Origin of the sequence: Streptomyces sp. NBC_00078 (assembly GCF_026343335.1) — a bacterium.
In the GTDB taxonomy this organism is placed as follows: Bacteria; Actinomycetota; Actinomycetes; order Streptomycetales; family Streptomycetaceae; genus Streptomyces.
The window spans coordinates 1,073,829-1,099,845 of record NZ_JAPELX010000001.1 but is presented as its reverse complement, the minus strand read 5'-3'; the positions used below and the strand labels follow the sequence as shown (position 1 = coordinate 1,099,845).

20 protein-coding genes are annotated in these 26,017 nt (G+C 71.5%); 11 read left to right on the top strand and 9 right to left on the bottom strand.

The annotated features are described in order from the left end of the window. Positions 1–5: 5 nt before the first annotated feature. From OOK07_RS05045 to OOK07_RS05030, 4 genes are read left to right on the top strand one after another with little or no spacing between them, the layout of a single operon-like run. Complete coding sequence (locus OOK07_RS05045; protein WP_266677351.1) at positions 6–728, top strand: hypothetical protein; 723 nt, start codon at positions 6–8, stop codon at positions 726–728. Continuing rightward, a complete protein-coding gene (locus OOK07_RS05040; protein ID WP_266795204.1) occupies positions 725–1,672 on the top strand; it encodes a DUF6895 family protein in 948 nt (315 codons plus the stop codon). Before OOK07_RS05045 ends, OOK07_RS05040 begins: the two co-directional genes overlap by 4 nt. Beyond that, entirely contained in the window at positions 1,669–2,589 is a 921-nt protein-coding gene (locus OOK07_RS05035; protein WP_266677349.1) for a DUF6895 family protein, read from the top strand. Before OOK07_RS05040 ends, OOK07_RS05035 begins: the two co-directional genes overlap by 4 nt. Beyond that, complete coding sequence (locus OOK07_RS05030; RefSeq protein WP_266795202.1) at positions 2,586–3,701, top strand: serine hydrolase domain-containing protein; 1,116 nt, start codon at positions 2,586–2,588, stop codon at positions 3,699–3,701. Before OOK07_RS05035 ends, OOK07_RS05030 begins: the two co-directional genes overlap by 4 nt. A gap of 76 nt (positions 3,702–3,777) precedes the next feature. On the opposite strand, the gene OOK07_RS05025 is transcribed toward OOK07_RS05030, so the two are convergent. Then, the gene (locus OOK07_RS05025; protein WP_266795201.1) at positions 3,778–5,178 is read right to left on the bottom strand and encodes an alpha-lytic protease prodomain-containing protein; all 1,401 of its coding nucleotides are present in this window, start codon (positions 5,176–5,178) and stop codon (positions 3,778–3,780) included. A 159-nt stretch (positions 5,179–5,337) separates the two neighbouring features. Then, on the bottom strand, positions 5,338–6,570 hold the full coding sequence (locus OOK07_RS05020; RefSeq protein ID WP_266677346.1) for a PP2C family protein-serine/threonine phosphatase: 1,233 nt from the start codon (positions 6,568–6,570) through the stop codon (positions 5,338–5,340). Positions 6,571–6,731: 161 nt separating this feature from the next. Between OOK07_RS05020 and OOK07_RS05015 the strand changes: the two genes are divergently transcribed. Then, entirely contained in the window at positions 6,732–7,355 is a 624-nt protein-coding gene (locus OOK07_RS05015; RefSeq protein WP_266795200.1) for a DUF6629 family protein, read from the top strand. 310 nt (positions 7,356–7,665) lie between these two features. Here the strand turns inward: OOK07_RS05015 and OOK07_RS05010 are convergent, their stop codons facing one another. Further along, positions 7,666–7,920 carry an EF-hand domain-containing protein gene (locus OOK07_RS05010; protein ID WP_266801896.1) on the bottom strand — a complete coding sequence of 85 codons (255 nt, stop codon included), beginning with the start codon at positions 7,918–7,920 and terminating at the stop codon, positions 7,666–7,668. 106 nt (positions 7,921–8,026) lie between these two features. After that, entirely contained in the window at positions 8,027–10,093 is a 2,067-nt protein-coding gene (locus OOK07_RS05005) for a SpoIIE family protein phosphatase (RefSeq protein ID WP_266795198.1), read from the bottom strand. A 210-nt stretch (positions 10,094–10,303) separates the two neighbouring features. Here OOK07_RS05005 and OOK07_RS05000 point away from each other — a divergent pair, with 210 nt between their 5' ends. The 3 genes from OOK07_RS05000 to OOK07_RS04990 all read left to right on the top strand — a co-directional run bounded on the left by OOK07_RS05000 (position 10,304) and on the right by OOK07_RS04990 (position 14,874). Further along, entirely contained in the window at positions 10,304–12,766 is a 2,463-nt protein-coding gene (locus OOK07_RS05000) for a SpoIIE family protein phosphatase (RefSeq protein ID WP_266795196.1), read from the top strand. Positions 12,767–12,797: 31 nt separating this feature from the next. Then, on the top strand, positions 12,798–13,235 hold the full coding sequence (locus tag OOK07_RS04995; protein ID WP_266795195.1) for a VOC family protein: 438 nt from the start codon (positions 12,798–12,800) through the stop codon (positions 13,233–13,235). Positions 13,236–13,329: 94 nt separating this feature from the next. Continuing rightward, positions 13,330–14,874 carry a serine/threonine-protein kinase gene (locus tag OOK07_RS04990; protein ID WP_266795194.1) on the top strand — a complete coding sequence of 515 codons (1,545 nt, stop codon included), beginning with the start codon at positions 13,330–13,332 and terminating at the stop codon, positions 14,872–14,874. A gap of 53 nt (positions 14,875–14,927) precedes the next feature. On the opposite strand, the gene OOK07_RS04985 is transcribed toward OOK07_RS04990, so the two are convergent. Continuing rightward, a complete protein-coding gene (locus OOK07_RS04985) occupies positions 14,928–15,449 on the bottom strand; it encodes a CGNR zinc finger domain-containing protein (protein WP_266795193.1) in 522 nt (173 codons plus the stop codon). Positions 15,450–15,475: 26 nt separating this feature from the next. Between OOK07_RS04985 and OOK07_RS04980 the strand changes: the two genes are divergently transcribed. Both OOK07_RS04980 and OOK07_RS04975 read left to right on the top strand, forming a co-directional pair. After that, entirely contained in the window at positions 15,476–15,973 is a 498-nt protein-coding gene (locus tag OOK07_RS04980) for a GNAT family N-acetyltransferase (protein ID WP_266795191.1), read from the top strand. 458 nt (positions 15,974–16,431) lie between these two features. Further along, positions 16,432–17,511, top strand: coding sequence for a hypothetical protein (locus OOK07_RS04975; protein WP_266795190.1), 1,080 nt, complete (start codon positions 16,432–16,434; stop codon positions 17,509–17,511). 146 nt (positions 17,512–17,657) lie between these two features. On the opposite strand, the gene OOK07_RS04970 is transcribed toward OOK07_RS04975, so the two are convergent. From OOK07_RS04970 to OOK07_RS04955, 4 genes are all read right to left on the bottom strand, one after another. Then, complete coding sequence (locus OOK07_RS04970) at positions 17,658–18,704, bottom strand: phosphotransferase family protein (RefSeq protein ID WP_266795188.1); 1,047 nt, start codon at positions 18,702–18,704, stop codon at positions 17,658–17,660. Between the two features lie 125 nt (positions 18,705–18,829). Further along, entirely contained in the window at positions 18,830–21,112 is a 2,283-nt protein-coding gene (yicI, locus tag OOK07_RS04965; RefSeq protein WP_266677327.1) for an alpha-xylosidase, read from the bottom strand. Further along, on the bottom strand, positions 21,109–22,527 hold the full coding sequence (locus OOK07_RS04960) for a GH1 family beta-glucosidase (protein ID WP_266801895.1): 1,419 nt from the start codon (positions 22,525–22,527) through the stop codon (positions 21,109–21,111). Before OOK07_RS04960 ends, yicI begins: the two co-directional genes overlap by 4 nt. 118 nt (positions 22,528–22,645) lie before the next feature. Continuing rightward, positions 22,646–22,840: a hypothetical protein gene (locus OOK07_RS04955; protein ID WP_266677325.1), complete on the bottom strand. Its 195-nt coding sequence runs from the start codon at positions 22,838–22,840 to the stop codon at positions 22,646–22,648. Positions 22,841–23,383: 543 nt separating this feature from the next. Between OOK07_RS04955 and OOK07_RS04950 the strand changes: the two genes are divergently transcribed. After that, a complete protein-coding gene (locus OOK07_RS04950; protein ID WP_266795187.1) occupies positions 23,384–25,525 on the top strand; it encodes a beta-galactosidase in 2,142 nt (713 codons plus the stop codon). Positions 25,526–26,017: the final 492 nt, after the last annotated feature.

The window sequence follows — 26,017 nt, the reverse complement described above, 5'->3', positions numbered from 1 at the left end:
GCTGAATGGAGCAGTCAGGCACTTCCGCCCTCCTGCAGGGCGCGGTGCAGGACCTCTCGTCCGACGTGGTCTGCGCCCTCCGCGGCGGAGACCACGTCGGGCTGCCCGGCAGCGTTCCGCCCGACGGCCCCGAGGGCAGCCTCGCCCTCGCCGCCGTGCGCGTACTGGGAGCGGACCTGATGCTGCCGCACGTCCTGACCCGGACCCCGCCCGCCCCGGAGACCCTCGAAACGTTCCGGCGTACCGTGGCGGCCTTCCCGCCCCGCGACGACGCGGCACCCACCGTCAGGTGGAGCCACTGGGCCATGAGCCGCACACTGCGCGGACTCGACCCGACCGCGCCCTCCTCGCCCGCGGGTGAGGAGCCCGCGGAACCCGACGCCGGCTGGCTCGACGGGGCGACCTGGCAGGTCCTGACGCACCAACTCGCCGTCCTGGCGCCGCTGGCGGTGCCGGGCGCGGATCGTGCGGTGGCCGGTGCGGTGGCCCGTGTGGCGCAAAGCCGCCCGGTCGACGTCGCCCGGGGCTTCGTACGCGCGGTGCGCCGCCGGGACTGGCAGCAGGCCGCGGGCGCCGGACGCTGGCTGACCCTGCTGGACGGAGTGCCGGACACGCTCGGGCTGGAGAGCGGGCTGGACTTCGTGGAACTGATGGGCGGCAGCGATCCGCGCGTGGCGCTGCAGGTGGAGGCGGCCCGGGCGATGCGGTGGGCCGGAGCGCTCGTATGACCGCAGCGGACCTCCGGACGGCCCGGGATGTAGAGGTCGCCGCGCTCGCCTGGGTGACCGCGCACCGCGACGACTTCGCCCTCGGAGACGACGCCCTCACCGCCGACGGCCAGGTCGACCGGACCTGGAAACCGCTCGGCGAACTGGCCCAGACCTGCGCGAGCGTGCGTGCGCACACGGAGCCCACGGACCCGCTGCACGCCTGCGTGTCGGACCTGTTGACGTTCGCCTGGCAGCAGACCGGCAGGGGCGAGCTGTTCCTGCGGCTGCAGAGGCTGGAGCCCTTCGCCACGTACCCGCTGGAGGTGTACTCCGTCTTCGCGGGTGCCGGGCTGCGGCACGCCGGGTACGAGACCGCCGCCGCCACGGTGGCCCGCACCCGCGGCTGGCGGCTCACCGAGCAGGAACCGACCCGCCGGCTCGGCCTCCTGGGCGCCGAGCGGCGCAGCGGCATCCAACGGCCCGAGCAGGCCGCGCAGGCGCTGAGCCGCACCTGGCTGGGCGGACTGCCGGAACCATGGACGTTCGAGCGCTCGCCCGGGTACGCGCTCACCCACGTCGTCTTCCACCTCACCGACTGGAGCCGCACCCCGCAGGGCGTCCCCGCGGACCTTGCCGCCTATCTGGCCGACTGGCTGCCGCCGTGGCTCGACGGCTGCCTGGACGCCGGGATGTGGGACCTCGGCTGCGAACTGCTGATCGTGGCAGCGAGCCTGCCCCGCCCGCCCGACCCGGCGATGCTCCACGACGCCTGGACCCGGATCGCGCGGGCGCAACACGACTCGGGCGCGCTCCGGGTGGAGGACCCGGACCCCGGTCAGGACCCCGGAACAGACGCCGAGCCGGAATTCCTCCACTGCTACCACTCCACCCTCATGGCCGCCTTCGCGGCGGCACTGACGGTCGAGTGCCTCACCGGCCGTCTCGAAGGAGTGCCCGGATGACCGACGCCCGTCTCCTGCACACCGTCGGCGTCCGCGCCCTGGAGTGGCTGTGGGCCCATCGCGACGGATTCCGTCTGGAAGCCGACGTCGATCCGGAAGTGGGCTTACTGGAGCGGTTCAAACCGGTCGGCGAACTCGCCCTGATCTGCCGGGTACTGTTCCGCGAGGGCGTCGCCGGATCACAACAGGCCGAACTGGCACGGCGGTTGGTGGACCACACCTGGCGGCACACCCTGGACGGCGGCCGCATGCTGGCACGCGGCCAGCGCATCGAGCCGCTCTCACCCGTCCCGTTCGAGGTGTACCTCCCCTACAAGGAACTGGGGTACAGCGAGCCCGAGGTGGAGCGCGCCACCGTCTTCTACCACGGGCTACGCAGCTGGGCGTCCCTCGAACTCGACCCGACCCGGCGCCTGGGAATGTCCGCGTTCCAGCGCCGCTTCGGCCTCCCGCCCCACCCGCCGGAGGCGGACCTCGTCGGCGCGACCTGGCTGGCCCGCACACCCGAGCCATGGACGGTCTCCGGGCACATCGCCTACGACATCACCCACACGGTGTTCCACCTCACCGACTGGGGCGAGAACCCCGACGGGCTGCCGGCGGACATCGCCGGCTACCTCGCCACCTGGCTGCCCGTCTGGATCGACGACTGGCTGGACCTGAAGCGCTGGGACCTGCTCGGCGAACTCCTCGTCGTGGACGCCTGCCTGCCCCGCCCCACCCTCGACCGGCGAGCCTGGGAGGCGTTCGCCGCCGCACAGCGGCCCGACGGCGCCATGCCCGCCGTACGGGACATGCCCGAGGGCGATCCCGACGAGGTCTTCGACCTCGTCTACCACCCCACACTGGTCGCCGCCTTCGCCTCCGTACTGGCCACTTCCCGCGCCCTGACCGAGCTGGCGCACGCCTCCTCATGACCACCCGGAGCCTCACGGCCGTCCGGACCGAGCCCTGGCCCGGAGACCCGCACGACAAGGCCGACCTCCCGGCGGGCGACCGGCCCGGCAGCCGCGAAGTGGGCACCGCCGACACGGAGTTGCAGCAGCGGCTGGCCGCGGCCGTGGACGCCGTCGACGCACCCGACGCCGTCTTCGCCGTCTCCCGGCACGGCCGGCGTACCCTCCACGGCGGCGGCACCGCCCCGCCACCGCCGACGCCCCGTCATCACCTGCGCTACGAACTCGGGTCCGCCTCGAAGACGTTCACCGGACTGGCGCTGGCGCAGCTGATCCGGCGCGGTCTGCTGTCGGGCGGCGAGCCGGCCGCCGCCTGCCTGGACCCGGCCCGGCGGACCGAAGCGTCCCCGGTCACACTCGCCCACCTCCTCACCCACACCTCCGGACTGCCCGGGCTGCCCGCCGACTTCTACGTCCGGGCCCTGCCCGCCTGGCACACCGCGCCCTACGCCCGTTACCCGGCCGGGCGCGTGGTCGAGGCGTTCCTGCGCCATCGACCCAGGCACCGGCCCGGCACCCGCTGGCGGTACTCCAACTTCGGGGTCGCCGTGCTCGGTCACGCCGTCGCGGCGGCGACCGGCACACCGTGGGAGGACCTGCTCACCGCGCACATCCTGCGTCCGCTCGCCCTCAGCGACACCACACTGCGGGCCCGCGGCCCGGACACCGACGCCGTGGGGCACGGCAAGGACGGCCGCACACGAGTGCCCGCCTTCGACGCGGGCGGCTTCCAGGCGGCGGGTGCCGTCCGGGCCACCCCGCACGACCTGCTCACCTTCCTCGAAGCCCACCTCGACCCGTCCGGTTCACCGCTGCCGGGCGCCCTGCGGTCGGTCCGCACACCGGTGCTACGACGTGGTCCTGGGCACGTGCACGTACACACCATGGCGTGGTTCAGGCACCCCACCGACGCCGGACCCATGTACTTCCACGGCGGGGCCACCCTGGGCCAGCAGGCCTTCCTGGGCTTCAGGCCGGACACCGGCACGGCCCTGGCCGCACTGTGCACGCGCCGCTTCCGCGCCCACGACCCGTTCGTCACCACCGCGTACGAACTCCTCGCGGAACTGTAGGAGCTGCGGGGGAGAGGCGGACGGTGCGGGGGCCGCGCGCCCCCGCACCGGCTGTGCCGTACGAGCCGTACGACCGCTAAATCCGCTGCCACAGAGCCGGAGTGCTCTCCGGCGACCACGCTCCCTGCGCCTGATGGCTCTGCAGGCACTGGTAGCGAACGCCCGCGTGGGTCACCGTCGCCCCCACCTCGTAGACGCGACCGGCGAACCACGCGTCCGACGCCGCGTTGTCCTGCGGGTCGGGTGTGCCGGTCTGGGCCGCCGCGGTCTTCAGCGTCAGGCCGAAGTCGCTCAGGATCGGGTTGACCGGCTGGAAGAAGGTCGTCCCACCGCTCGTGCAGTCACCCGAACCGCCGGAGGTGACGCCCTGGGCCTGGGCGCCGGAGACGAAGGGGCCGCCGGAGTCACCCGGCTCGGAGCACACGTTGGTCCGGGTCAGACCGCGGACGGTGCCCTCGGAGTAGTCGACGGTCGCGGACAACTGCTGGATGGTGCCGCAGTGCCATCCGGTGGTGGAACCGGACCGGCAGACCGAGGCCCCGACCAGTGCCTGCACCGAGCCGGCGATCTGCGTCCGCTGCCCGCCCTGCCCCTTGACGTCCGGCGTGGCGGTCCAGTCGCTGTTGACACCCACCCAGGACATGTCCTTGCCGGGGAACGTGGACGCCTGGAACGTGCCCTGGTCGGCCTTGTTGAAGCCCGTGGTCTTCGCACCGGGCGTGCCGCAGTGGCCGGCGGAGACGAAGCCCTGCTGCTGGCCCTTGGTGACGGAGAAGCCGACGGAGCAACGGGCGCTGCCGTCGATGTAGTAGGCGTCACCGCCGACGATGTCCGTCATCAGCCGGGGCCGGATCGCCGTCACCCGCACGGCCACGCCCCGCCCCTCGACGCCCGCGGCCTTGACGAAGGTGGTGCCGGCCGGCCGGCTCGTCGCCTCGACGACGACCCGGTTCGTCGGTACGTCCACGTACCAGACCGGTGTGTCGCGGTTCCTGGCGCGGCGGGCGGCCGCGTCCAGCTTCTCCTTGACGGTCTGCAGCGTGCTCAACGGCGCCTTGACGACCTTGGCCTTCGCGCCCTGGGCCCGGATGGCGGTCACGTCCGCCGCATGGGTGGTGGCGACGGTGAGTTCGGCGGAGGTCGCTCCGCTCACCCAGGCCCCGGCGAAGTGCCCGCCGAGGGCGTTGTGGAGGCGGCCCGCACGGGCGCCCGCCTCGGCTTCGTTGACCAACCGGGCGACCGCCTGCGAACGCGTCAGCTTCAGGTCGCGCACCATCGCACGCAGCACCTGGGCCGACGGCCTGTCGGCGCCGAGCGTGTGTGCGGCGGTGGTGCTGCGCGCGGGCCCCGGCGCGGGGGGCGGCGCGGCTTCCGCGGCGGCGGGGAGCCCGGGGAGCCCGGGGAGCCCGGTGAGTACGAGTGCGCCGAATGCGGTCAGGGCTGCGCGGCGCGTACCCGCGGCATGTCTGCCGACCATGCGGTGTACCTCCTTCAGTGACGGGTGAGACTGCGGCGAATCCGTAGGCGGCCTAGCCGCAAAGACCCGCGACGATGTCAAAGGAGGAGGTCTTTCGCGCTTTGGGGGACGCCGGAGGTGCCATGTGCAGTACTGACCCGGGCATGCCCGGCGAACGTGTTACAGGCCGACGACGACCAGCGCGGTGTCGTCCGTGTTGCCCGTGGCGGGCAGGAGGTCGGCCAGCAGCGCGTCGGCCAGGGGCTCGCTGGCGGTCCGGCCGTGGCGGGCCAGACAGTCGGCGAGGCGGCCAAGGCCGGCGTCGATGTCCTCGCTGCGCCGCTCGATCAGGCCGTCGGTGTACAGCACCAGGGTGTCGCCCTCGGCGAAGGGAACACGGGCCTGGGGGCGCTCGACGTGGTCGGGGCGGGCGTCGATCGGCGGGTCGGTGGCCTGGTCGAGGAAGACCACGGTGCCGTCGGAGCGCAGCATGGCGGGCGGCGGGTGGCCGGCGCAGCTGTAGGTGATGGTGTGACTGTTCCAGTCGATGAAGGTCGTCGCCACCGTGGTGGACTCGGCCCCGTCGACGGAACAGGCGTACATGTCGAGGACTTCCAGAGCCTGTGCCGGGCCCTCGGCGACGCGCGTGGCCGCACTGAGGGCGCTGCGCAGCTGACCCATGGCGCAGGCGGCCGCCAGGCCGTGGCCGACGACGTCGCCGACGGCGACCGCCATACGGCCGACGGGCAGGTCCACCAGGTCGTACCAGTCGCCGCACACGTTCAGGTCGCCGACGGCGGGCCGGTAGCGCACGGCTGCCGGGTGCTGTCCGGTGTGCCTCGGGGTGGGCATCATCGCCGTCTGCAGGGCGAGGGCGACCTCGCGTTCGTGGGCGTGGGCCTTGCGCAGCCGCTCGTTGACGTCCTGCAGTTCCCGGGCCCGGGTGTAGAGCTCGGCCTCCAGCACGCGTGCCCGGCTGCTGTCGGCCTGGACGCCGGTGGCGCGAAGGAGTTCGGTGACCTCCTCCACCCGGTGCAGGACCAGTGCCACCTGCCCGTCGGGGCCGAGCACGGGGGCGTTGACCGGGCTCCAGAAATGCTCCCGCCAGTGGCCGGGCCGCTCGGCGTCCTGGATGTCGTAGCGGAGCACCGCCATGGTGTCGCGCTCGCCGGTGGCCACCACGCGCAGCATCGACTCCCGGGTCTCCCGCATACCGGCAGCGGCCGGATCGTTCGGGTTCTCGGGGAAGACGTCGAAGATGTAGCGGCCCAGCAGCTGCTCACGGTGGCGTCCGGCCAGTTGTACGAAGTCGTCGTTGGCGTCGACGTAGACCAGGTCGGGGGTGAGCAGGGCCACCATGCCGGGCAGGGCCTGGAAGACCGCCGCGTAGTCGATCTGTTGCGGTTCCCTCATGCCCTGCCTGCCTCGGCGCCGGCCGTCAGTGTGTGGTCCCCACCATAGAAGCGAACGCGGCGGGCGGCCTGGGCTCGTGGTCTTTCCGGAGAGCGGGCCGCTCCTTGGAGACATCAGCTTGTCTCATGGCGTTGCGGCACGGTCGACGCCATGGTGGTGCCATGTGCTGGAGTGCTACGGCCGACCTCGTCGCGGGTGCCGGGATCGCCTGTGTCGGTGTGGCCTGCGTGGCGCGGACACAGCGGACGGGCGACCTGCCGCTTGCCGCGCTGCCGCTGCTGCTCGGCGTTCACCAGCAGGTCGAGGCCTGGGTCTGGCATGCCGGAGGCGGCACGGGACCGGCCACCGTCGCCTGGGCCGTGATCGCCTTTCCGCTGCTGGCGGTGTGGGTGCCGGTGGCCGTGCTCTGTGCGCTGCCGCGGCATTCCGGAGCCAGGCAGGCGATCCCCCTCGTTTCCGGCCTCGCGACCGCCGCCGCGCTGGCACACAGCCTCGCCACCCGACCGGTGCGGGCCGAGATCCGCGGTCACACCGTCGGCTACGTCATCGGGTTGCCGCACGCAGGATTGCTCGTCGCGGGCTATCTGCTGGCCACGGTCGGCGCGTTCCTGCTCTCCGGCGACCGCCTGCTGAGGGGGCTCGGTGTCCTGGCCGCGGCGGGTGCGCTGGTGTCCTGGACGCTGTGGCGGCTGGAGTTCGTCTCCACCTGGTGCGCGTTCGCGGCGGCGGGATCGGTGGTGGTGTTCGCGTGGGTGGAACGACGGCGGCAGGCGTATTCCCGGTGATCGTGGTGGCACCGCTACCGGGACCGGTGATCCTCCGTGCCGGAGGGACCTGGCTGTCCGGGCCGCCGCGACGCAGGGTGGGTCCATGAACACCGGCAAGACTGTCTGGATCCGCAGCCGCGTGACCCCGCTGCGCCGCCTGATGGGGCGCACCCATCTCCCGCCCGTACGACCTCACCCCGGCCGCGGCAACGGCACGGACGACGGACGGATGCGAATCCTCTGCGCAATCCGTCGAACGCGGACTTCGTGGCGCTCACCCCCGGCTCGGAGCTGACCGGAGCTGACCTCAGTGCCGCGTCTCCTGGCCTCAGTGCCAGCCGAAACGGCGGTCCACCACCGCCGCGAACTCCTCCAGGGTCAGTACCGCGTCCCCGTTCTGGTCGGCGGCGTCGAACAGGGCTGACGAGGCGTCGGCGTCTCCCAGGGCCCAGAACGGCAGATCCCCCGCCGCGGCGAGCGTCGGACCCTTCGACCGCAGGGCGATGATCACCTCGTCGCGGGTCAGGGTCCCGTTGTGGTCGAGGTCGAGCGCCTCGAACAGTCTGCGGGCCTTTTCGCTCATCATGTCCCCCTGGTCTCTGTCACCGATTTCTGTCACCGGCGGGCAGGCGGGCTGCCCTGGGTCGCGAACTCATGGACGAGAACGCGTGTCCCGCCACCCGGGTTCCCTACAGCGCCCGGGCGACGAGGAGGGCCACGTCGTCGTAGTCGTCGGGGTGGCGCAGGCCGTAGAGCAGGAGGTCGCAGGTTTCCTCCAGGGGTCGGTGGGGCTCGTCGAGGAAGCTGAGCAGGACGTCCAGACGGTCGTCGATCGAGTGGTGCCGGGTCTCGACCAGGCCGTCGGTGTAGAGGACCAGCAGATCACCGGGGTCGAGACGGGCCGTGGTCGCCTCGAAGGGGACGCCGCCGACGCCGAGCGGTGCGCCGGAGGGCAGGTCGAGCAGCTCGGGGGCATGGTCCGGGCCGGCCAGGGCGGGCGGCATGTGTCCGGCGTTGGCGATGCGGCACAGCCTCGTGTGCGGGTCGTAGACGGCGTAGATGCAGGTGACGATGTAGTGCTCCAGATCGCAGGTGATCTTGTCGAGGTGCTGGAGCACGGCGCCGGGGTCGAGGTCGAGTTCCGCGTAGGCGCAGGTGGCGGTGCGCAGCCGGCCCATGGTGGCGGCGGCGTCGATGCCGTTGCCCATGACGTCGCCGACGACCAGGGCGGTCCGGTCGTCGCTCAGCGGAATGACGTCGTACCAGTCGCCGCCGACCTCGCTGGTGGCCTGGGCGGGCTGGTAGCGGGAGGCGAGTTCGAGCCCCGAGTGCTGGGGCGGGTGGTCGGGCAGCAGGCTGCGCTGCAGTGTCAGGGCGGTGTTGCGCACGCTCTGGAACCAGCGGGCGTTGTCGATGGCCACGGCCGCACGGCCGGCCAGCTCGGAGGCCAGGACGACATCGTCCTGGTCGAACGGGAGCGGGTTGCTGGTGCGCTTGAGATCGAGGGCGCCCAGCACCTCGCCGTGCGCGATCAGCGGCACGGCGAGATACGAGTGGACGCCGGCCCGGGCCAGCAGCGAACCCGCCTCGGCGTCCCGGGCGATACGCGGCAGATCGTGCTCGCCGACGTGCCGCACCAGGACCGGCCGGCCGGTGTGGACGCACAGCGTGACCAGGCGGTCCCCCTCGTAGGCGGCGAGACCGCCGGGAGGGTCCGCGGCGCGCAGCGCCACGGTCGGGTGGGCCGCCTTGAGCGCGAGGGCGCGGAAGAGTTCCGGGCCGTCGTCCGGTCTGCGTGAGCGGCGGCAGGCCAGGGCGGAGTCGAGGATGTCGACGGCGACCACGTCGGCGAGCTGCGGGACGGCGATCTCGGCCAGTTCACGGGCGGTCTCCTCGACCTCCAGTGTGGTGCCGACGCGCACGGACGCGTCGGCGATGAGGGCGAGGCGGCGCCGCGCCCGGTCGGCCTCGGCGGCGGCGCGGTGCCGTTCGGTGACGTCGACGACCGAGGCGGCCGCCCCCAGGACCCGCCCGCCGGGGTCCTCCAGGCGGTAGAAGGACAGGGACCAGGCGTGTTCGTGATCGGGGTCGGCCGGCGGACGGCCCACGTGGTACTGGTCGAGCAGCGGGGTGCCGGTGGTGAGCACCTGACGCAGCGCGGACTCGATGGTGTCGACGTCGGGCAGGGGCAGGGTCTCCCTGAGGCGGCGACCCACATGGTCCGCGGCGGGGAAGCCGTCGATACGCTCCAGCGCCGGGTTGACCAGCAGATACCGCAGCTCGGGGTCCAGCAGGGCCAGGCCGATCGGAGACTGGTTGATCAGCCGCTCGCACAGGGCCAGATCGGTCTCGACGCGCTGCAGGAGGTTGTGGTCGGCCGCGATGCCCAGCGCGTAGACGTCCCCGAGATCGTCCTGGAGCCGCATGTTGCGGAACTCCATCAGCCGGCTGCTGCCGTCCTTGTGCCGGACGGGGAAGGCACCGGCCCAGCTCCGGCCCGTCTCCAGCACCTCCGTGAACAGCCTGACCACCGACTTCAGATGCTCTGGATGGATGAGCAGCCGGGCCGCGTACTTGCCCAGCGCCTCCTGCGCGGTGTACCCGAACAGCTCCTCCGCCTGCGGGGTCCAGAACACGATGCGCCCGTCGCCGTCGACGACCGTCGCGGCCACGCTCAGGACGTCCAGCAGACCGGTCGGCGGAGGCGAATCGAGGCCGTGTTCCTCACCTTCGGACCGGAAGGATTCGGCTGTCATCCGGGAACCACCTCCACCGTGCCGCGGGATCAGGCGAACCTGTCGGTGTCGCCATGGATCCGGGTTTTGACCAGCGGCACTTCCATGCTCCCTCCGCTTCGGGCCGGGCGGAAGCGGAGCGGGCGGCGGCAGGGCGCCCGCCCGGGCCGTGCACATCCGACGGACAAGCAGGAACATGGTCCTGTACGGAACGGCACCCGGACGGCACCCATGGATCCTGTGCGAGAAGCACCCGACGGGCCGACGCCCGCAGGACTGCGCGACGCCCTCGACGCGTCCACCGACGCCGCGGCGGTCGTGTCCGCCGAGGGCGTGGTGGTCGGCTGGACGCGGGGCGCCGAGGCACTCCTCGGACACCCGGCGTCCGAGATGGTCGGCCGCCCCGCCGCACGCCTGGTCGCGATGCCGGCGGACCCCGCCCGGGTGGCCGGTGTGGCGCAGAGGTGCCGTGCCGGCATGGGCTGGAGCGGTCTGATCCCCGTACGCCACCGCGACGGCCGGGTGGTCGACGTCGACCTGAGGGTCTCCGCGTCCTTCCGGCTGGGCGGCAAGGAGTGCTTCCTGATCTCGGCGCGGGAGCTGCGGCAGCAGTGGACCATGGGCCAGTCCGTGCTCGACGGGTTCCTCACCCGGTCCCCGGTCGGCATGGCGGTGATGGACCTGGAGCTGCGCTACGTGTGGCTGAACGACACGCTCGAACGGTTCGGCGGTGTGCCCCGTGAGCAGCGGCTGGGACGCCGGCTGAGCGAGCTGCTGCCGGGGCTGCAGGCGGCCGCCCTCGAAGGGCTGATGCGCCGGGTCCTGGACACCGGAACCCCGGTCACCGACTACGAGTACCTGGGGTGGAGCTGGGCCGACCCCCACCGCCAGCACGCCTACTCCACGTCCTTCTTCCCCCTGGTGGACGCGGGCGACTCCGTCACCGGGGTGTGCTACATGGTCCTCGACGTCACCGAGCGGTGGAACGCCCGCCGCCTGCTGACGCTGGTCAACGAGGCCGGCGCCTGTGTGGGCACCACTCTGGACGTGATGCGGACGGCGCAGGAACTCGCCGACTTCGCCGTACCCCGTTTGGCGGACTTCGTCGTCGTCGACCTTCTGGAGCCCGTCCTGAGCAGCGAAGGCCACGGCGCGTGGCTCACGGACGCCGGGCCGGCGTCCGTCAGGCCGCTGATGCGCCGGGCCGGCCTGAACTCGGTGCGGGAGGGCTGCCCGGAGGCCGTGGCCCGGCTCGGGGACAGAGTGGACTTCCTCCCTCCGTCACACGACGTGAACCTGCTCATCCGCGGCGAGCCGATCCTGACCGCGGTCCTCGATCCGTCCGACGAGCTGTGGGTGGCCGAACAGCCCGAGAGAGCGGAGAGGATCCGGGAGTTCGGACTGCACTCCCTCATCTCCGTGCCGATGCGGGCGCGCGACACCGTCCTGGGCCTCACCACGTTCATCCGGTCGCTCAACCCCGTCTCGTTCCAGTCCGACGACGTACTGCTGGCCCGGGAGCTGGTGGCGCGCGCGGCGCTGTGCGTCGACAACGCCCGCCGCTACACCCGGGAACACACGGCGGCGGTCACCCTGCAGCGCAGTCTGCTGCCGCAGGCCCTGACCGGCGGCACAGCGCTGGAGGTGGCCTCCGCGTATCTGCCGGCCGACCCGACGGGCGGGGTCGGCGGCGACTGGTTCGACGTGATCCCCCTGTCCGGGGCGCGGGTCGGCCTCGTCGTCGGCGACGTGGTGGGGCACGGCATCACCGCCGCGGCGGCCATGGGCCGGCTGCGCACCGCGGTGCAGACCCTCGCCGACATGGAGCTGCCCCCCGACGAGCTCCTGGCCCACCTCGACGACCTCGTGCTCCGGCTGAGCGCCGAGAAGACCTACGACGAGACAGAGCACCGGTCCACGTCCGCCTTCCTCGGGGCGACCTGTCTGTACGCCGTCTACGATCCGGTCACCGGGCGGTGCACGATGGCCCGCGCCGGACACCCGCCCCCCATCGTCGTCACACCCGACGGACAGGCGTCCTTCCCCGAACCTCCGGCCGGTCCGCCGCTCGGGCTGGGCGGCATGGCCTTCGAAGCCACCGAGATCGAACTCGCCGAGAACAGCCTGCTCGGGCTGTACACCGACGGCCTCATCGAAGGCGCCGACTGCGACATGGAGTTGGGCATGTCCCGGCTCGCCGACGTGCTGGCCCGGTCCGACGCCGACCTGTCCACCCTGTGCACGTCCGCGGTGCAGCAGCTCGTGCCCGTGCCGCAGCCCGACGACATCGCCCTGCTCCTGGCGCGCACGCACGCCCTGGGCGCCGACCGCGTCGTCTCCTGGGACGTACCCGTGGACCCGTCCGCCGTGGCCGACATCCGTGCCCTGGCGACCCGCCAGGTGGAGGCCTGGGGGCTGGCGGAGCTGGCCATGACGACGGAACTCGTGGTGAGCGAGCTGGTCACCAACGCGATCCGCTACGCCGAGCCGCCCCTCCGGCTACGGCTGATCCGCGGCGCCCGCCTGACCTGCGAGGTTTCCGACGCCAGCGGTACGGCCCCCCGGCTGAGGCATGCCAGGAGCATGGACGAGGGCGGCCGCGGCCTCTTCCTGGTGGCCCAGCTGACCGACCGCTGGGGCGCTCGGCACACGACCGGCGGGAAAATCATCTGGGCAGAACAGGAGATACCGTGACGGCGGCATCGGCCGCGACAGGGGAGGGCGTATGGCGACCAGGTGGACCGTGACCATCGACTGCGCGGGACCGGCGAAGCTGGCCAGGTTCTGGGCTCTGGCGCTGGGATATGTGGAGCGGCCCGCACCCGTCGGATTCGGCAGCTGGGAGGAGTGGCTCGCCCATCACGAGGTCCCTGAGAACGAGTGGGACGAGGGCGCCTACCTCAGCGACCCGGACGGAGTGGGACCCAATCTCTCGTTCCTGCAGGTTCCGGAGCCGAAGACGGCGAAGAACCGGGTGCATCTGGACGTACAGGTCGGCGGTGGCCGCGAGACACCCTGGGAGCAGCGATGGCCGCGGGTGGCCGAGGCGGCGGAGCGGTTGACCGCCGCGGGCGCGACCGTGATCCGTCAGGAAGACCTGGACGGCAGGCCCGACCACATGGTGATGGCGGACCCGGAGGGAAACGAGTTCTGCCTGGTCTGACGGACGGACCTCACCATGGTTCGTCACCAAGGTCGGTTAGTGTGCATGGCTGAGTGATGCAGAAAAAAGGGGGCAGAGCGGCGGAGGGTCAGCAGTGTCGGACGAAGGGAGGCTCGTCGCCGGGCGTTACCGGCTCGTCGAGCTCATCGGGCGCGGCGGCATGGGCACGGTCTGGCGCGCCGAGGACGAGGAACTCGCCCGGCAGGTCGCGCTCAAGAGGCTCCACACACCGCCGCACCTGTCCGACGGCGAGATCACCACGCTCTACGAGCGCATCCGCCGTGAGGCGCGCAGCGCCGCCCGCGTCGTGCACCCCAACGTGGTCGTCGTCCATGACGTCGTCGACGACGACGGGCAGCCGTGCATCGTCATGGAGTACGTCCCCGCGCCCACTCTCGCCGACGTCCTCAAGGGCGGCCGGACGCTGCCGCCGCAGGAGGCCGCACGCATCGGCCTCGGTGTGATCTCCGCCGTACGGGCCGCCCACGCCGTCGGCGTCCTGCACCGCGACATCAAGCCCGGCAACGTCATGCTCGGCGCCGAGGGCCGCATCGTCCTGACCGATTTCGGCATCGCCCAGACCGCCGGGACCTCCACGCTCACCCGGACCGGCGAGATGATCGGCTCCATCGACTTCATGGCCCCGGAACGGATCCGCGGCCAGAAACCCGGTCCGGCCTCGGACCTGTGGTCGCTGGGCACCATGCTGTACCAGGCGGTGGAGGGACGCCTGCCCTACCGCCGCGACACCGCCATGGAGACCGCGTACGCCATCGCCGTCGACCCGCTGGAGCCGATGCGGCAGGCCGGTGGCCTGGAACCACTCATCGACGCCCTGCTGGCGAAGGCCCCCGAGGACCGGCCCACGGCCGAGCAGACGGAACGGGCGCTGCGAGCCACCTGGTCCGACGGCACGCCCACCACGCGGACGTCCGGCGTCGCCGACGCAGGGTGGCCCGTCGCACAGGACGGCCACCCGCCCACCCGCACCTCCGGGACGCGGCCGGTCCCGCCCGTGCCGCCGGACCGGAGCACGCGACGGCGCCGTACCGGCCCCGGGCGCCGTGTCCTCGTGCCGGTCGTCGCCGTCCTGGTGGCGGCCGTCACCGCCGCCGTCGCGCTCTATGTGTCCTCGCACCGGGGCGACCACGGCGCGGCCGGCGGCTCGCCCACTCGGTCCGCCTCGCCCGTCCCCGACGGCTACCACCTGGTCCGTGACGAAGGACTCGGCGTCTCCTTCCCCGTGCCGGACGGCTGGAAGCAGAAGAAGGAGTCGAGCGACGACGAGGTCACCTACACCGATCCGACCGGCCTCGCCGGCCTCACCGTCGGCATGGTGGACCCCGCGGGCTCCCGGCCGGTGGAGCACTTCAAGGACATCGAGGCGAACACCAAGGTCAACTACGCCACGTACCGCAGGCTGCGGATGCAGGAGACCACATTCAGGGGGAAGCCGGCCGCGGTGTGGGAGTTCACCTTCCAGGGCCGGGCCCGCCTCTTCCGTGCCATCGACCTCGGCTACGGCACCGCCGGCGGCCGCGAGTACGACATCTATCTGTCGGCCCCCGACACCGACTGGAAAATCTACCGTCCGGTCTTCGACACCGTCAGGGACGGATTCACCGAACAGCCGCGGTGAACCGTGCCGCGGGCCGTGAGCGCACGAGACCGGTGCCGGCCGCGCGGGCGGACTCACACGGTCGTACGGGCCCGGTGGCGGCGTACCGCGTCGCGGTTGGCGCAGCGCTGGGAGCAGTAGCGCTGCCGTCCCGTGCGGGAGGTGTCCGCGAAGATCGTGGTGCACTCGGTGACGGCGCAGCGCCGGAGACGGTGCATCCCGCGTCCTGCCAGGTGCAGTGCGGTGCCCACGGAGATCACGGAGACGAGCGTGGTGGCGAGGGGTTGTCGCTCGTCGCGGTAGTGCAGATGCCAGCCGCTCGCAGCGTGGTTGGTGATCCGCGGATACGCGGAGGCCGTCGCCAGCATCGCGTTGAGCAGCTCGGCCCGCTCGTGGTCATCGGTGGCGTCGACGATCTTCTCCCACGCGTCCAGCGCCTCCGCGGTACGAGCCAGGTCCTCCGGTGCGGCCGGACCCTCCAGCACCAGTCCGGCGGCCCGGCAGCGGTCCGCAAGTTCCTCGGCGTCGGCGGGGCGCCGATTGGCCAGGTCGGCGGCCAGGTTCACCGCATCCTCGCCGTAAGGGTTGAGGTGCATAAGACCATTACATCAGTCTGGACGGCATGCGACAACGCGCCGGACACCTTTTCGCCGTACGCCAGGCGGTGGAGTACGACCTCGTGGAGCTCCTGCGTCTGCGGACCCTGCTCTTCGAAGACCTCGGCGGCGACTTCTTCGCACCCCCGTCGGCCGACGACGGCTGGCTGGACGCCCTGGCCGTCACGCTCAAGGAGCAACTCACCGCGGACACCGTGCGCATCCTCGTGGTGGACGCTCACGATGACGGGGGCCTGGCGGCCTGCGGTATCGGCACGATCGAGCAACGGCTGCCGGGGCCGCATCTGGGCAACGGCCGGATCGGGCAGGTGATCGGCGTGGTCACCGACCCGGCCCACCGACGGCGAGGCCACAGCCGCGCCGTCATGCGGGGCCTGCTCGACTGGTTCCGTGAACGCGACGTCGCCCGGGTGGACCTGCACGCCTCCGCCGAAGGTGAACCCCTGTACCGCGACCTTGGCTTCACCGCGCACCCCGACCCCTCGCTGTACTGGCGCCCGTAAGGGTGCCCGCCTCCCGGTCGGTCGACCTTGAGCGCGCGCATGTACCCACCCGGGCCCGACTCTCACCACCACCCGGGCCAAGTGGCGTCCCGCGCTACCCCATCCGGTGGCTTATGGGCGCGCCAGCGTTATTCATGTGTCCGATTTACTGATCATTCCACTATCCGGCTCTTTGGTGCTGACCAGCCGTCACGAAGCCCTGAGCCAAGTCGAGGAGAGTGGAAACAATGACGACATCGCCGAGATGGCGATCTGTTCTGGCGTCAGCCACCATGGTTGCCGCGCTCGCCGGAACCTCGCTGGCGTACGCGGTAACCGCTGACGCCCAGGACCACACCACCCCACCCGTGCCCTACCCGGGACCCCCCGTCCAAACGGCACAGCCGTCAACGGCAACGCATCCGGACAAGCCGAGTCACCCGGAGCATCCGGAGAAGCCTGCGTATCCGGAGCACCCGGTGAAGCCTGCGTATCCGGAGCACCCGGTGAAGCCTGCGTATCCGGAGCACCCGGTGAAGCCTGCGTATCCGGAGCACCCGGTGAAGCCTGCGTATCCGGAGCACCCGGTGAAGCCTGCGTATCCGGAGCACCCGGTGAAGCCTGCGTATCCGGAGCACCCGGTGAAGCCGGAGTACCCGGCACATCCGGTGAAGCCTGCTTACCCGGAGCACCCGGTGAAGCCGGAGATGCCTGTGTACCCGGAGAAGCCTGCCTATCCGGCACATCCGGTGAAGCCTGCGTATCCGGTGAAGCCGGAGATGCCTGTGTATCCGGTGAAGCCTGCGTATCCGGTGAAGCCGGAGATGCCTGTGTATCCGGTGAAGCCTGCGTATCCGGTGAAGCCGGAGATGCCTGTGTATCCGGTGAAGCCTGCGTATCCGGTGAAGCCGGAGATGCCTGTGTATCCGGTGAAGCCTGCGTATCCGGTGAAGCCGGAGATGCCTGTGTATCCGGTGAAGCCTGCCTATCCGGAGCGCCCGGTGAAGCCTGCGTATCCGGTGAAGCCGGAGATGCCTGCGTATCCGGAGAAGCCTGCCTATCCGGAGCACCCGGCCAAGCCTGCGTACCCGGAGCACCCGGAGATGCCTGCGTATCCGGAGAAGCCTGCCTATCCGGAGCACCCGGCCAAGCCTGCGTACCCGGAGCACCCGGAGAAGCCCGCGTATCCGGAGAAGCCCGCCTATCCGGAGCACCCGGAGAAGCCTGCGTATCCGGAGCACCCGGAGAAGCCTGCGTATCCGGAGCACCCGGAGAAGCCTGCGTATCCGGAGCACCCGGAGAAGCCTGCCTATCCGGAGCACCCGGAGAAGCCTGCCTATCCGGAGCACCCGGAGAAGCCCGCGTATCCGGAGCACCCGGAGAAGCCCGCGTATCCGGAGCACCCGGAGAAGCCCGCGTATCCGGAGCACCCGGAGAAGCCCGCGTATCCGGAGCACCCGGAGAAGCCCGCGTATCCGGAGCACCCGGAGAAGCCTGCCTATCCGGAGCACCCGGAGAAGCCCGCCTCCCCGGAACACTCGTCGAAGTCGTCGTGGTAACCCCGCACCGCTGAGAGCAGGAGTACACGCACGCTTCCCTCTGCCCGGGGCACTCGTGGTCGTCCGGGTAGCGGTGAACGGGACGTGGGAAGGACGCCTGACAGGTCTCTGACCTGGTCAGGCGTCCTTCTCCTGCTTCTGGAACGTTACGGGGCCGTCCGGGCAGTGGCGCGGAGGCGGGTGACGGCGTCGGTGAGCATGCGGCGGCAGAACGCGACGTGCGTGGGGCCGAAGCCGCGGGGCCCGCACTCGACGACCAGCAGCAGGCCCAAGTAGAGCTGGTAGAGGGCCAGCCGGTGTTGGAAGGCCGCGCCGAAGTCGAGATTGCCGCCCGCTTCGGTGTAGCCGGCGATGAGGTCGCTGTCCGGACCGGCGTCGCCGCCGAAAGCGAGCGAGACCAGTTCGGCTGCCGGGTCGCCCCAGAAGGCCCGTTCGTGGTCGATGAGGCCGGTGATCCTCGCATGGCTCCCGTCGTCGGCGGGGTCGACGAAGATGTTGCCGGGCCACAGGTCGAAGTGGACCAGCCTGGGTTCCGTGACCTCGTCGAGGGCGTCGCCGCCCTCGGCGACGAGCCTGCGGATCTCTGCGGGCGGCGCGTCCAGCGGGGACTGCCAGTGCTCGGCGTCCTCCAGGAGCGCCTCGACCATCGCGGTGAACGCCGTCCGCCAGTCGGTGGCCAAGAGCCCGGACTGCGCGGCCGGGTAGCCGAACCGGCCGTCCTCGGGCGCCAGGGTGTGCAGGCGTGCGGTGATCGCGCCCAGTTCACGGCGGGCCGCCGCCTCGGCCGGGAGGGTCAGGCGGTCGGCGGCCTTGTCCCACGTGGTGCCCTCGACGACCGAGAGGACGAGGAACTCCCGTTCCGCGTACAGCAGTTCAGCGGTCGGTATCGGCATCGGTGTCGACACCGCTGTCGATATCGGTGTCGGTACCTCGCCGCTGGGGAGACCCGCGATCCGCCGGTAGACCATGGCCTCGGTCCCGAGGATGCCCCGTTCGTATCGCAGTACGGCGGCCCCTTCCGGCGGGGCGAGTTTGACGACGGCGGGTCGGCCGTCGTCGAGCCGGACTCGGTAGACGGTGCTGAACCAGCCGTCGGACAGTTCGCTCTCCACCCGGCATCCGACGCCGGTGCCGGCGCGCAGCAGGGCGTCCAGTTGATCGGGGGCCAGGTGTCGCTTGGTCCGGCTGTGCATGGCGGCATGCTCTCGGGTTCTGGGCGTGGAGATCGGCGGCGGCGGCGTCGGCGGCGAACTGCGGGGCGGGCGGGGCCCGTGGGGACCCCGCCCTGACTGTCTGGTTCAGACAGGTTGAGGACGGTTCAGGCCGGGTACGGCAGCTCGGCCTCCGAGGTGCCGGCGGGCCGGGTGTACACGGCTGCGTTCGGGCCGACGATCCGCAGCTGCCACGGGTGCGGGCTGTCCGTGCTCACATGCAGGTGGTCGCCCCGGCGCCGCAGGTGGAAGCGGGCCGTCTCGCCGGGGCCGTCGGTGCGAGGGATCACCACGGTCTGCTCGGCGCCGTCGGCGAAGGCGTGCACCCGTAGTTCGACGCCGTCCGCCCAGGCGGAGACCGGCTGCTGGTCGTCGGCGGCCAGCGCGATGACCGAGTCCGGGCGGGCCAGCAGCGGCAGGGTGTGGAAGTCGTGCTGCTCACGGGCCCAGCGCGGACCGGTGACCTGAGCGCCCGTCAGCACATTGGTCCAGGTGCCTTCCGGCACGTAGTACTCGACCGTGCCGTCGTCGGTGAAGACCGGGGCGACGAGCAGGTCGTCGCCAAGCATGTACTGCCGGTCGAGGGCCGCGGCGGCCGGGTCGTCGGGGAACTCCAGCACCATGGCACGCATCACCGGGACGCCGGTGGTGTGCGCCTGCTGCGCGGCGCGCTGGAGGTACGGGGCGAGGCGGTGCTTGAGCAGGGTGAACTCGCGGGTGACGTCGACGGCCTCCTCGCCGTAGTCCCACGGGACGCGGTACGACTTGCTGCCGTGCAGACGGCTGTGCGAGGAGAGCAGCCCGAACTGCACCCAGCGCTTGAAGACGGCCGGAGTCGGCGTGCCCTCGAATCCGCCGATGTCGTGGCTCCAGAAGCCGAAGCCGGACAGACCCAGGGAGAGCCCGCCGCGCAGCGACTCGGCCATGGCGCCGAAGTGGGACTCGCAGTCGCCGCCCCAGTGCACCGGGTACTGCTGACCGCCCGCAGTGGCGGAGCGGGCGAACAGCAGCGCCTCGCCCTCGCCACGCTCCTCACTCAGCAACTCGAAGACCGCCTGGTTGAAGAGGTGGGTGTAATAGTTGTGCATCCGCTCCGGGTCGGAGCCGTCGTGCCAGACGACATCGGTGGGGATCCGCTCGCCGAAGTCGGTCTTGAAGCAGTCCACGCCCTGGGCGAGCAGCGTCTTCAGTTTGCCCGTGTACCAGTCGCGCGCGGCCGGGTTGGTGAAGTCCACCAGGGCCATGCCGGCCTGCCACAGGTCCCACTGCCATACGCTGCCGTCGGGGCGGCGTACGAGATGACCCTCGCGCATGCCCTCCTCGAACAGCGGGGATTTCTGCGCGATGTACGGGTTGATCCAGGCGGAGATCCTGAGGCCCCGCTCCTTGAGCCGGGCCAGCATGCCTTCGGGGTCGGGGAAGGTCTCGGGGTCCCAGTCGAAGTCGCACCACTGGTAGCCGCGCATCCAGAAGCAGTCGAAGTGGAAGACGCTCAGCGGGATGCCCCGCTCGGCCATGCCGTCGACGAAGCGGTTGACGGTGGCCTCGTCGTAGTCGGTGGTGAAGGAGGTGGTCAGCCACAGGCCGAGCGCCCACGCCGGGGGCAGGGCGGGGCGGCCGGTGAGCGCGGTGTAGCGCTGAAGGATCTGCTTCGGGGTCGGGCCGTGGACGACGAAGAACTCCAGCGACTGGTCCTCGACGCTGAACTGAACCTGGCCGACCGACTCGGAGCCGACCTCGTAACTGACCTTGCCCGGGTGGTTGACGAAGACGCCGTAGCCGCGGTTGGTCAGGTGGAAGGGGATGTTCTTGTACGCCTGCTCGCTGCTGGTGCCGCCGTCCGCCTGCCAGATGTCCACCGTCTGCCCGTTCTTGACGAACGGGGTGAACCGCTCACCCAGCCCGTACACCGACTCGCCTACGCCCAGGGAGAGTTGCCCGAGCATGAAGTGCCGCCCTGCGGCGTCGGTGACGAAGCCGGTGCCGCGCTCGCCCACGGAGGTCAGCACCCGTCCGCCGGCGGTGAACTCCAGGTTCCACGGCTGTGAGGTGTCCACCCGCAGCGACAGCTCACCCGCGCTGAGCTCGACCACCGAGCCGTCCCGGCCCACCTTTCCCGCATCCGGCTGAGCGCCCGGCAGCGCGAACTCCGGCGTCTTCCGCACGGAACCCGCGTGGTGGGTGGCACGTACCCCGATCACGCCCTCGGCCGGCGACCAGCACTCGACCGTCAGCAGCGCGCTGTTGAGGATGCCGCTGCGGCGGTCGACGTGCTTCACCGGCGCGTAGAGCGTCATCCGGTGCTCGTCGGCCCGGACGTCAGAGACCTCGGTGGCGTAGCGCGCGGTAAGGCCCGGACGCATCAGCCAGTAGCCGTCGGTGAACTTCATGGGGTGGTTTCCTCCGTCCGCGCGCGATGCGCGGTGATCAGGCCCCGGTACCAGTGGTAGCTGTCCTTGGGCGTTCGAGTCAGCGTGTCGTAGTCGACGTGGACGAGGCCGAAGCGCTGGTCATAGCCGCGCGCCCACTCGAAGTTGTCCAGCAGCGACCAGGCGTAGTAGCCACGTACGTCCACCCCGGAGGCGACAGCCGCCGCAACGGCCGCGAGGTGGTCCGTGAGGTAGTCGATCCGCTCGGTGTCGTGGACCCGGCCGTCGGGGCCGAGGGTGTCGGTCTCGGCGGAGCCGTTCTCGGTGATCCAGACCGGGGGAAGGTGCGGGTAGCGGGCGTCAAGTCCGCAGAGCAGCTCGGTGAGTGCCTCCGGGACGACGGGCCAGCCCATGGTGGTGTGCCGGGTCCCGTAGGGGTCCAGTTCGGTGACACCGATGTCCACGGCGGTGCGCACTTCGGGGTCGGTCTCGCGGTGCGGGGCGGCGGCGACCGTCACGGGGCGGTAGAAGTTGACTCCGAGGAAGTCCAGCGGGGCGCCGATCAGTTCAAGGTCGCCGGGCAGCCGCCAGGCACCGGCGGCGAGACCGCCCCAGGTCTCGTCCTCGTGCGCCGGGTAGCGCCCGGCGAGGAGCGGCTCGGTCCAGACCTCGTTGTGGAGGACCTCGGCCCTGCGCAGGGCGGCCTGGTCCTCGGGAAGATCGGAGGCGGCGTGGATGCGGTCGAGGTTGAGGGTGATGCCGATCTCGCGGGCGCCCGCGGCGCGCAGCGCCTGTACCGCGAGACCGTGTCCGACCAGCAGGTGGTGGGCGGCGGCCAGCGCGCCGCGGCCCTCTTCGGCGCCGGGTGCGTGTCGCCCCTCGGCGTAGCCGACGAAGGCGGAGCAGTACGGCTCGTTGAGGGTGATCCAGCGCTCCACCCGGTCCCCGTAGCGCTCGGCCGCGAGGGCCGCGTACTGCGCGAAGGCCTCGGCGGTCTCCCTGACGCGCCAGCCACCGCCCGCGGCGAAGCCGCTGTCGGAGGGAGTCTCCAGGGTCTCGGGCAGGTCCCAGTGGTAGAGCGTGACGGCGGGGGCGACACCGGCGGCCAGCAGATCGTCGATCAGCCGGTCGTAGAAGTCCAGGCCCTTGGCGTTGACCGGCCCGGTGCCCTGGGGCAGCAGGCGGGACCAGGAGATCGAGAACCGGTAGCCGTCGACGCCGAGCCCGCGCAGCAGCGCGATGTCCTCGGGATAGCGGTGGTAGTGGTCGCAGGCGGTGTCACCAGTGGCGCCACCGAAGGTGCGGCCGGGGGTGTGGCTGAAGGTGTCCCAGATGGACGGGCCGCGGCCGTCCTGGTCGTGGGCCCCCTCGATCTGGTAGGCGGCGGTCGCGGCTCCGAAGCGGAACCCGGCCGGCAGTTCGGGGAACGGGCGCACGGTGGGCCCGGATGCGTTGGACACGGCGTTCAGAGCTCCGGCGCCAGGCAACGCGGGCGCGGCCAGGCCAGTCGGGCGGGCGGGTTGGAGCCGCGGTGCGGATCGCGCGACAGGTTCATCACGGGCGCCCACGGCCAAGGGTGCGGAACGAGGTGGCGGCCGGGCGCTCGACGGGCGGCGCGGACCGGTGGAGCAGAACGAACCGCTCTTCGAGCGTGAGCCGTTGCAGCGGCTCGTCGACGCGGCGGTCCCACGGGAGCGCGGGAGCGTGGAACGGCCGCCGGCCGACGGCGGGCAGGAAAGCAGAACCCACGGGAGGGACACCTCAGCGGAGCGGGAGAGAGACAGGTTAGTGAAGCGCTTCGACGCTGCCACCGCCTAAGATGTGATGTCAATCCCTGGCAAGGAACAAGCTTCCTTGGCTGCACCCCCTTGCTTCACTCCGAAATTCCTCATTAACTGGCGTAATCAAGTGAAGCGCTTCGACGATCCCGGCGAGGTGGCCGCTGCCGTGAGGTACCCAGAGCCGTTGTCGCCGCCCCCGCATGCCGCCCGGAGCATCGAACACTTCGCCACTTCGCCACTTCGACTTGTTCGGCCACGAGCCGCTGACCGCGTGAGACGTCAGCCTCTCCCCACTTCCCGGCAAGGCTGCACGGCTACGCCGTTTGCCGGGCCTGTTGCGTGACCGGACCTACCGGCTGTTCACGGCTACGGCGGCAACGCGACGGTCCAGGCCGCTTCTCCGGCGGTCTGCCCTGGAAGATCCATGGGGACGGCGTACGCACTCCGCAACGACAGCCACTACCTCCCCGTCCCGGCCGCCGGGACCCATCCGTCTCATCGAGGGCTTCACATGACTGATCTGCCCGCGCGCGTCCTCTTCGGCGCCGCCTACTACCACGAGTACCAGCCGTACGAGCGGCTCAAGACCGATCTCGATCTCATGGCGGAGGCGAAGTTCAGCGTCATCCGCGTCGGCGAGTCGGTCTGGTCCACCTGGGAACCGGAGAACGGCCGGTTCGAACTCGACTGGCTGCAGCCCGTCCTCGACGGCGCACACGAGCGCGGCATCTCCGTCGTCCTCGGCACTCCCACCTACGCGGTGCCGCCGTGGCTGGCCCGGCAGTACCCGGAGATCGCCGCCGAGGACGCCGGCGGGCGGCAGGCCGCCTGGGGCGGCCGGCAGGAGGTCGACATCACCCACCCGGCCTTCCGCTTCCACGCCGAGCGGGTGATCCGCGCGATCACTGCCCGGTACGCCGACCATCCCGCGGTCATCGGCTTCCAGGTCGACAATGAGCCCGGCCCGCGACTGCCGCACAACCACGGTGTCTTCCAGCGGTTCGTGGACGATCTGCGGCAGCGCTACGGCGATGTGGAGTCACTCAACCGCGAGTGGGGGCTGGTGTACTGGTCGCACCGGCTGTCCACCTGGGCCGACCTGTGGAAGCCGGAGGGCAACGCCCAGCCGCAGTACGACCTGGCCTGGCGGGCGTTCCAGGCCCGGCAGACCACCGAGTTCATCGCCTGGCAGGCCGGCATCGTGCGCGAGTACGCCAGGCCCGGCCAGTTCGTCACCACCTGCCTGGCCTACTGGTCTCCCGGCCTGGAGGACGACGAGCTCACCGACGGCCTGGACGTCACCGCGGGCAACCCGTACTACGACATGCAGGACAGCCTCACCATGCCGGAGCCGCCCCACGAGAAGCTGCCGGGGCAGTGGATGGACTACGGGGCGTGGGCGCTGCACCACAGCGCCGACCGGATCTACTCCTCGCGTCAGGAGCCGTTCCTGGTCACGGAGACCAACGCCCAGGCCATCGGCGGCACTTCGGACAACCGGCCCGCCTTCGACGGGCAGTGGCGGCAGGCCGCGTGGGCGCTGGTCGCACGCGGGGCCCGCATGATCGAGTACTGGCACTGGCACACGCTGCACTTCGGCGCCGAGACGTACTGGGGCGGGATTCTCCCGCACAGCGGTCGACCGGGGCGCGCCTACCGCGAGCTCGCGCGGCTGGGCGCCGAGTTCGAGCGGGCCGGGGACCTGGTCGCCGGGATCACACCGGACGCCGACATCGCGATGGTGTACTCGGCACCGAGCAGGTGGCTGATGCAGAAGTATCCGCCGCTCGCGGGCCCCGACGGCGGTCCGGACGGGGGTGCGTACGAGGGCATCTTCGAGCCGTTCTACCGGGGCGCGTTCGAGGCGGGGCGCCAGGTACGGATCGTGCACGCGCGTCAGTTGCACGACCCGCGTGGCGAACGCCCGGGGCTGGCACCGGAGTCGGCGGCCGAGCTGCACCCCGTGCTCATCGCTCCCGCGTTGTACGTGGCGGACGACGGGATGCTCGACTGGCTCGGCGCGTACGCGGAGGCGGGCGGTCACCTCGTGCTCGGTCCCCGTACCGGCTACGGCGATCATGAGGCGCGGGCACGCCACGAAGTGACACCGGCGCGACTGGTCAAGGCCGCGGGCGTCCGCTACGACGAGTTCAGCAACCTGCACGTCGATGTGCCGCTGCGCGCCACGCCGGACAGCCCGCTGCAACTGTCGGGCGACGCGGTGGCCACCCGTTGGGTAGAGGGCCTGGCCGTCGAGGACGCCGACGTCCTGGCCGAGTACCAGCACCCGCACTTCGGGCGCTGGCCCGCCGTCACCACCCGCCGCCACGGCGCGGGCCGAGTCACGTGTGTGGGCACGGTGCCCGGCCGTGATCTGGCCCGCGCGCTCGCCGCGTGGCTCGCGCCCACCCCCTCCAGCGGCTGGCAGGCCCTGCCGGACTCGGTCACCGTCGCCACCGGCACCGCCCCCGACGGCCGGCGCGTCCATGTCGTCCACAACTGGAGCTGGCAGCCGGCCACCGCCCAGGCCCCGGTGGACCTGACCGACGCCCTGGACGGCAGCGCGGTCCCGGCCGGTACGCCCGTGCAGCTCGGTGCCTGGGACGTCCGCGTCCTCTCCGCTGCACCGGGGTCCGCCGCCCAGGACCGGTGACATCCGGCGCGGGGCCGGGTCCAGGGCGCCTTCGTCGCCGCGCACCTCGTCGCCGGCGTCCGTCTCGTGGACGTGCGGCAGGGTTTTGGGCGAGGGCTGCAGGATCCGGCCCGCGCCCTTCGCGAACCGCACGCACGCACGCACTCCGAGCCGAGTCTCGTACCGGCCCGCCAGAGGCGTGCAGCGGTGTAGGGGTGTAGGAGAGTGCGGTGGTGCAGTGACCTGCCGCTGCGCCGGTCGAGCTTGCACTTGTCGGCGAGCAGGCCGACCTCCGCGAGAGCCGGGTGCCGGGCGGGCAACGGCAGCGGGCCACCGCAGTTCTTGAGCAGCACGACAGTTTCCACCCCGTACGGGCCACCCGTGCGGGGCTTCCGGCCGGTGCGGAACGCGGCGACGCCCAGTCACTCCACGGCGGGCGCGAACCGCTGCCGGCATCCGGTCATCTCGTCCGGGTGAGCCGCCCCAACAGGTCGTCGATGCGCTTCGCGAACG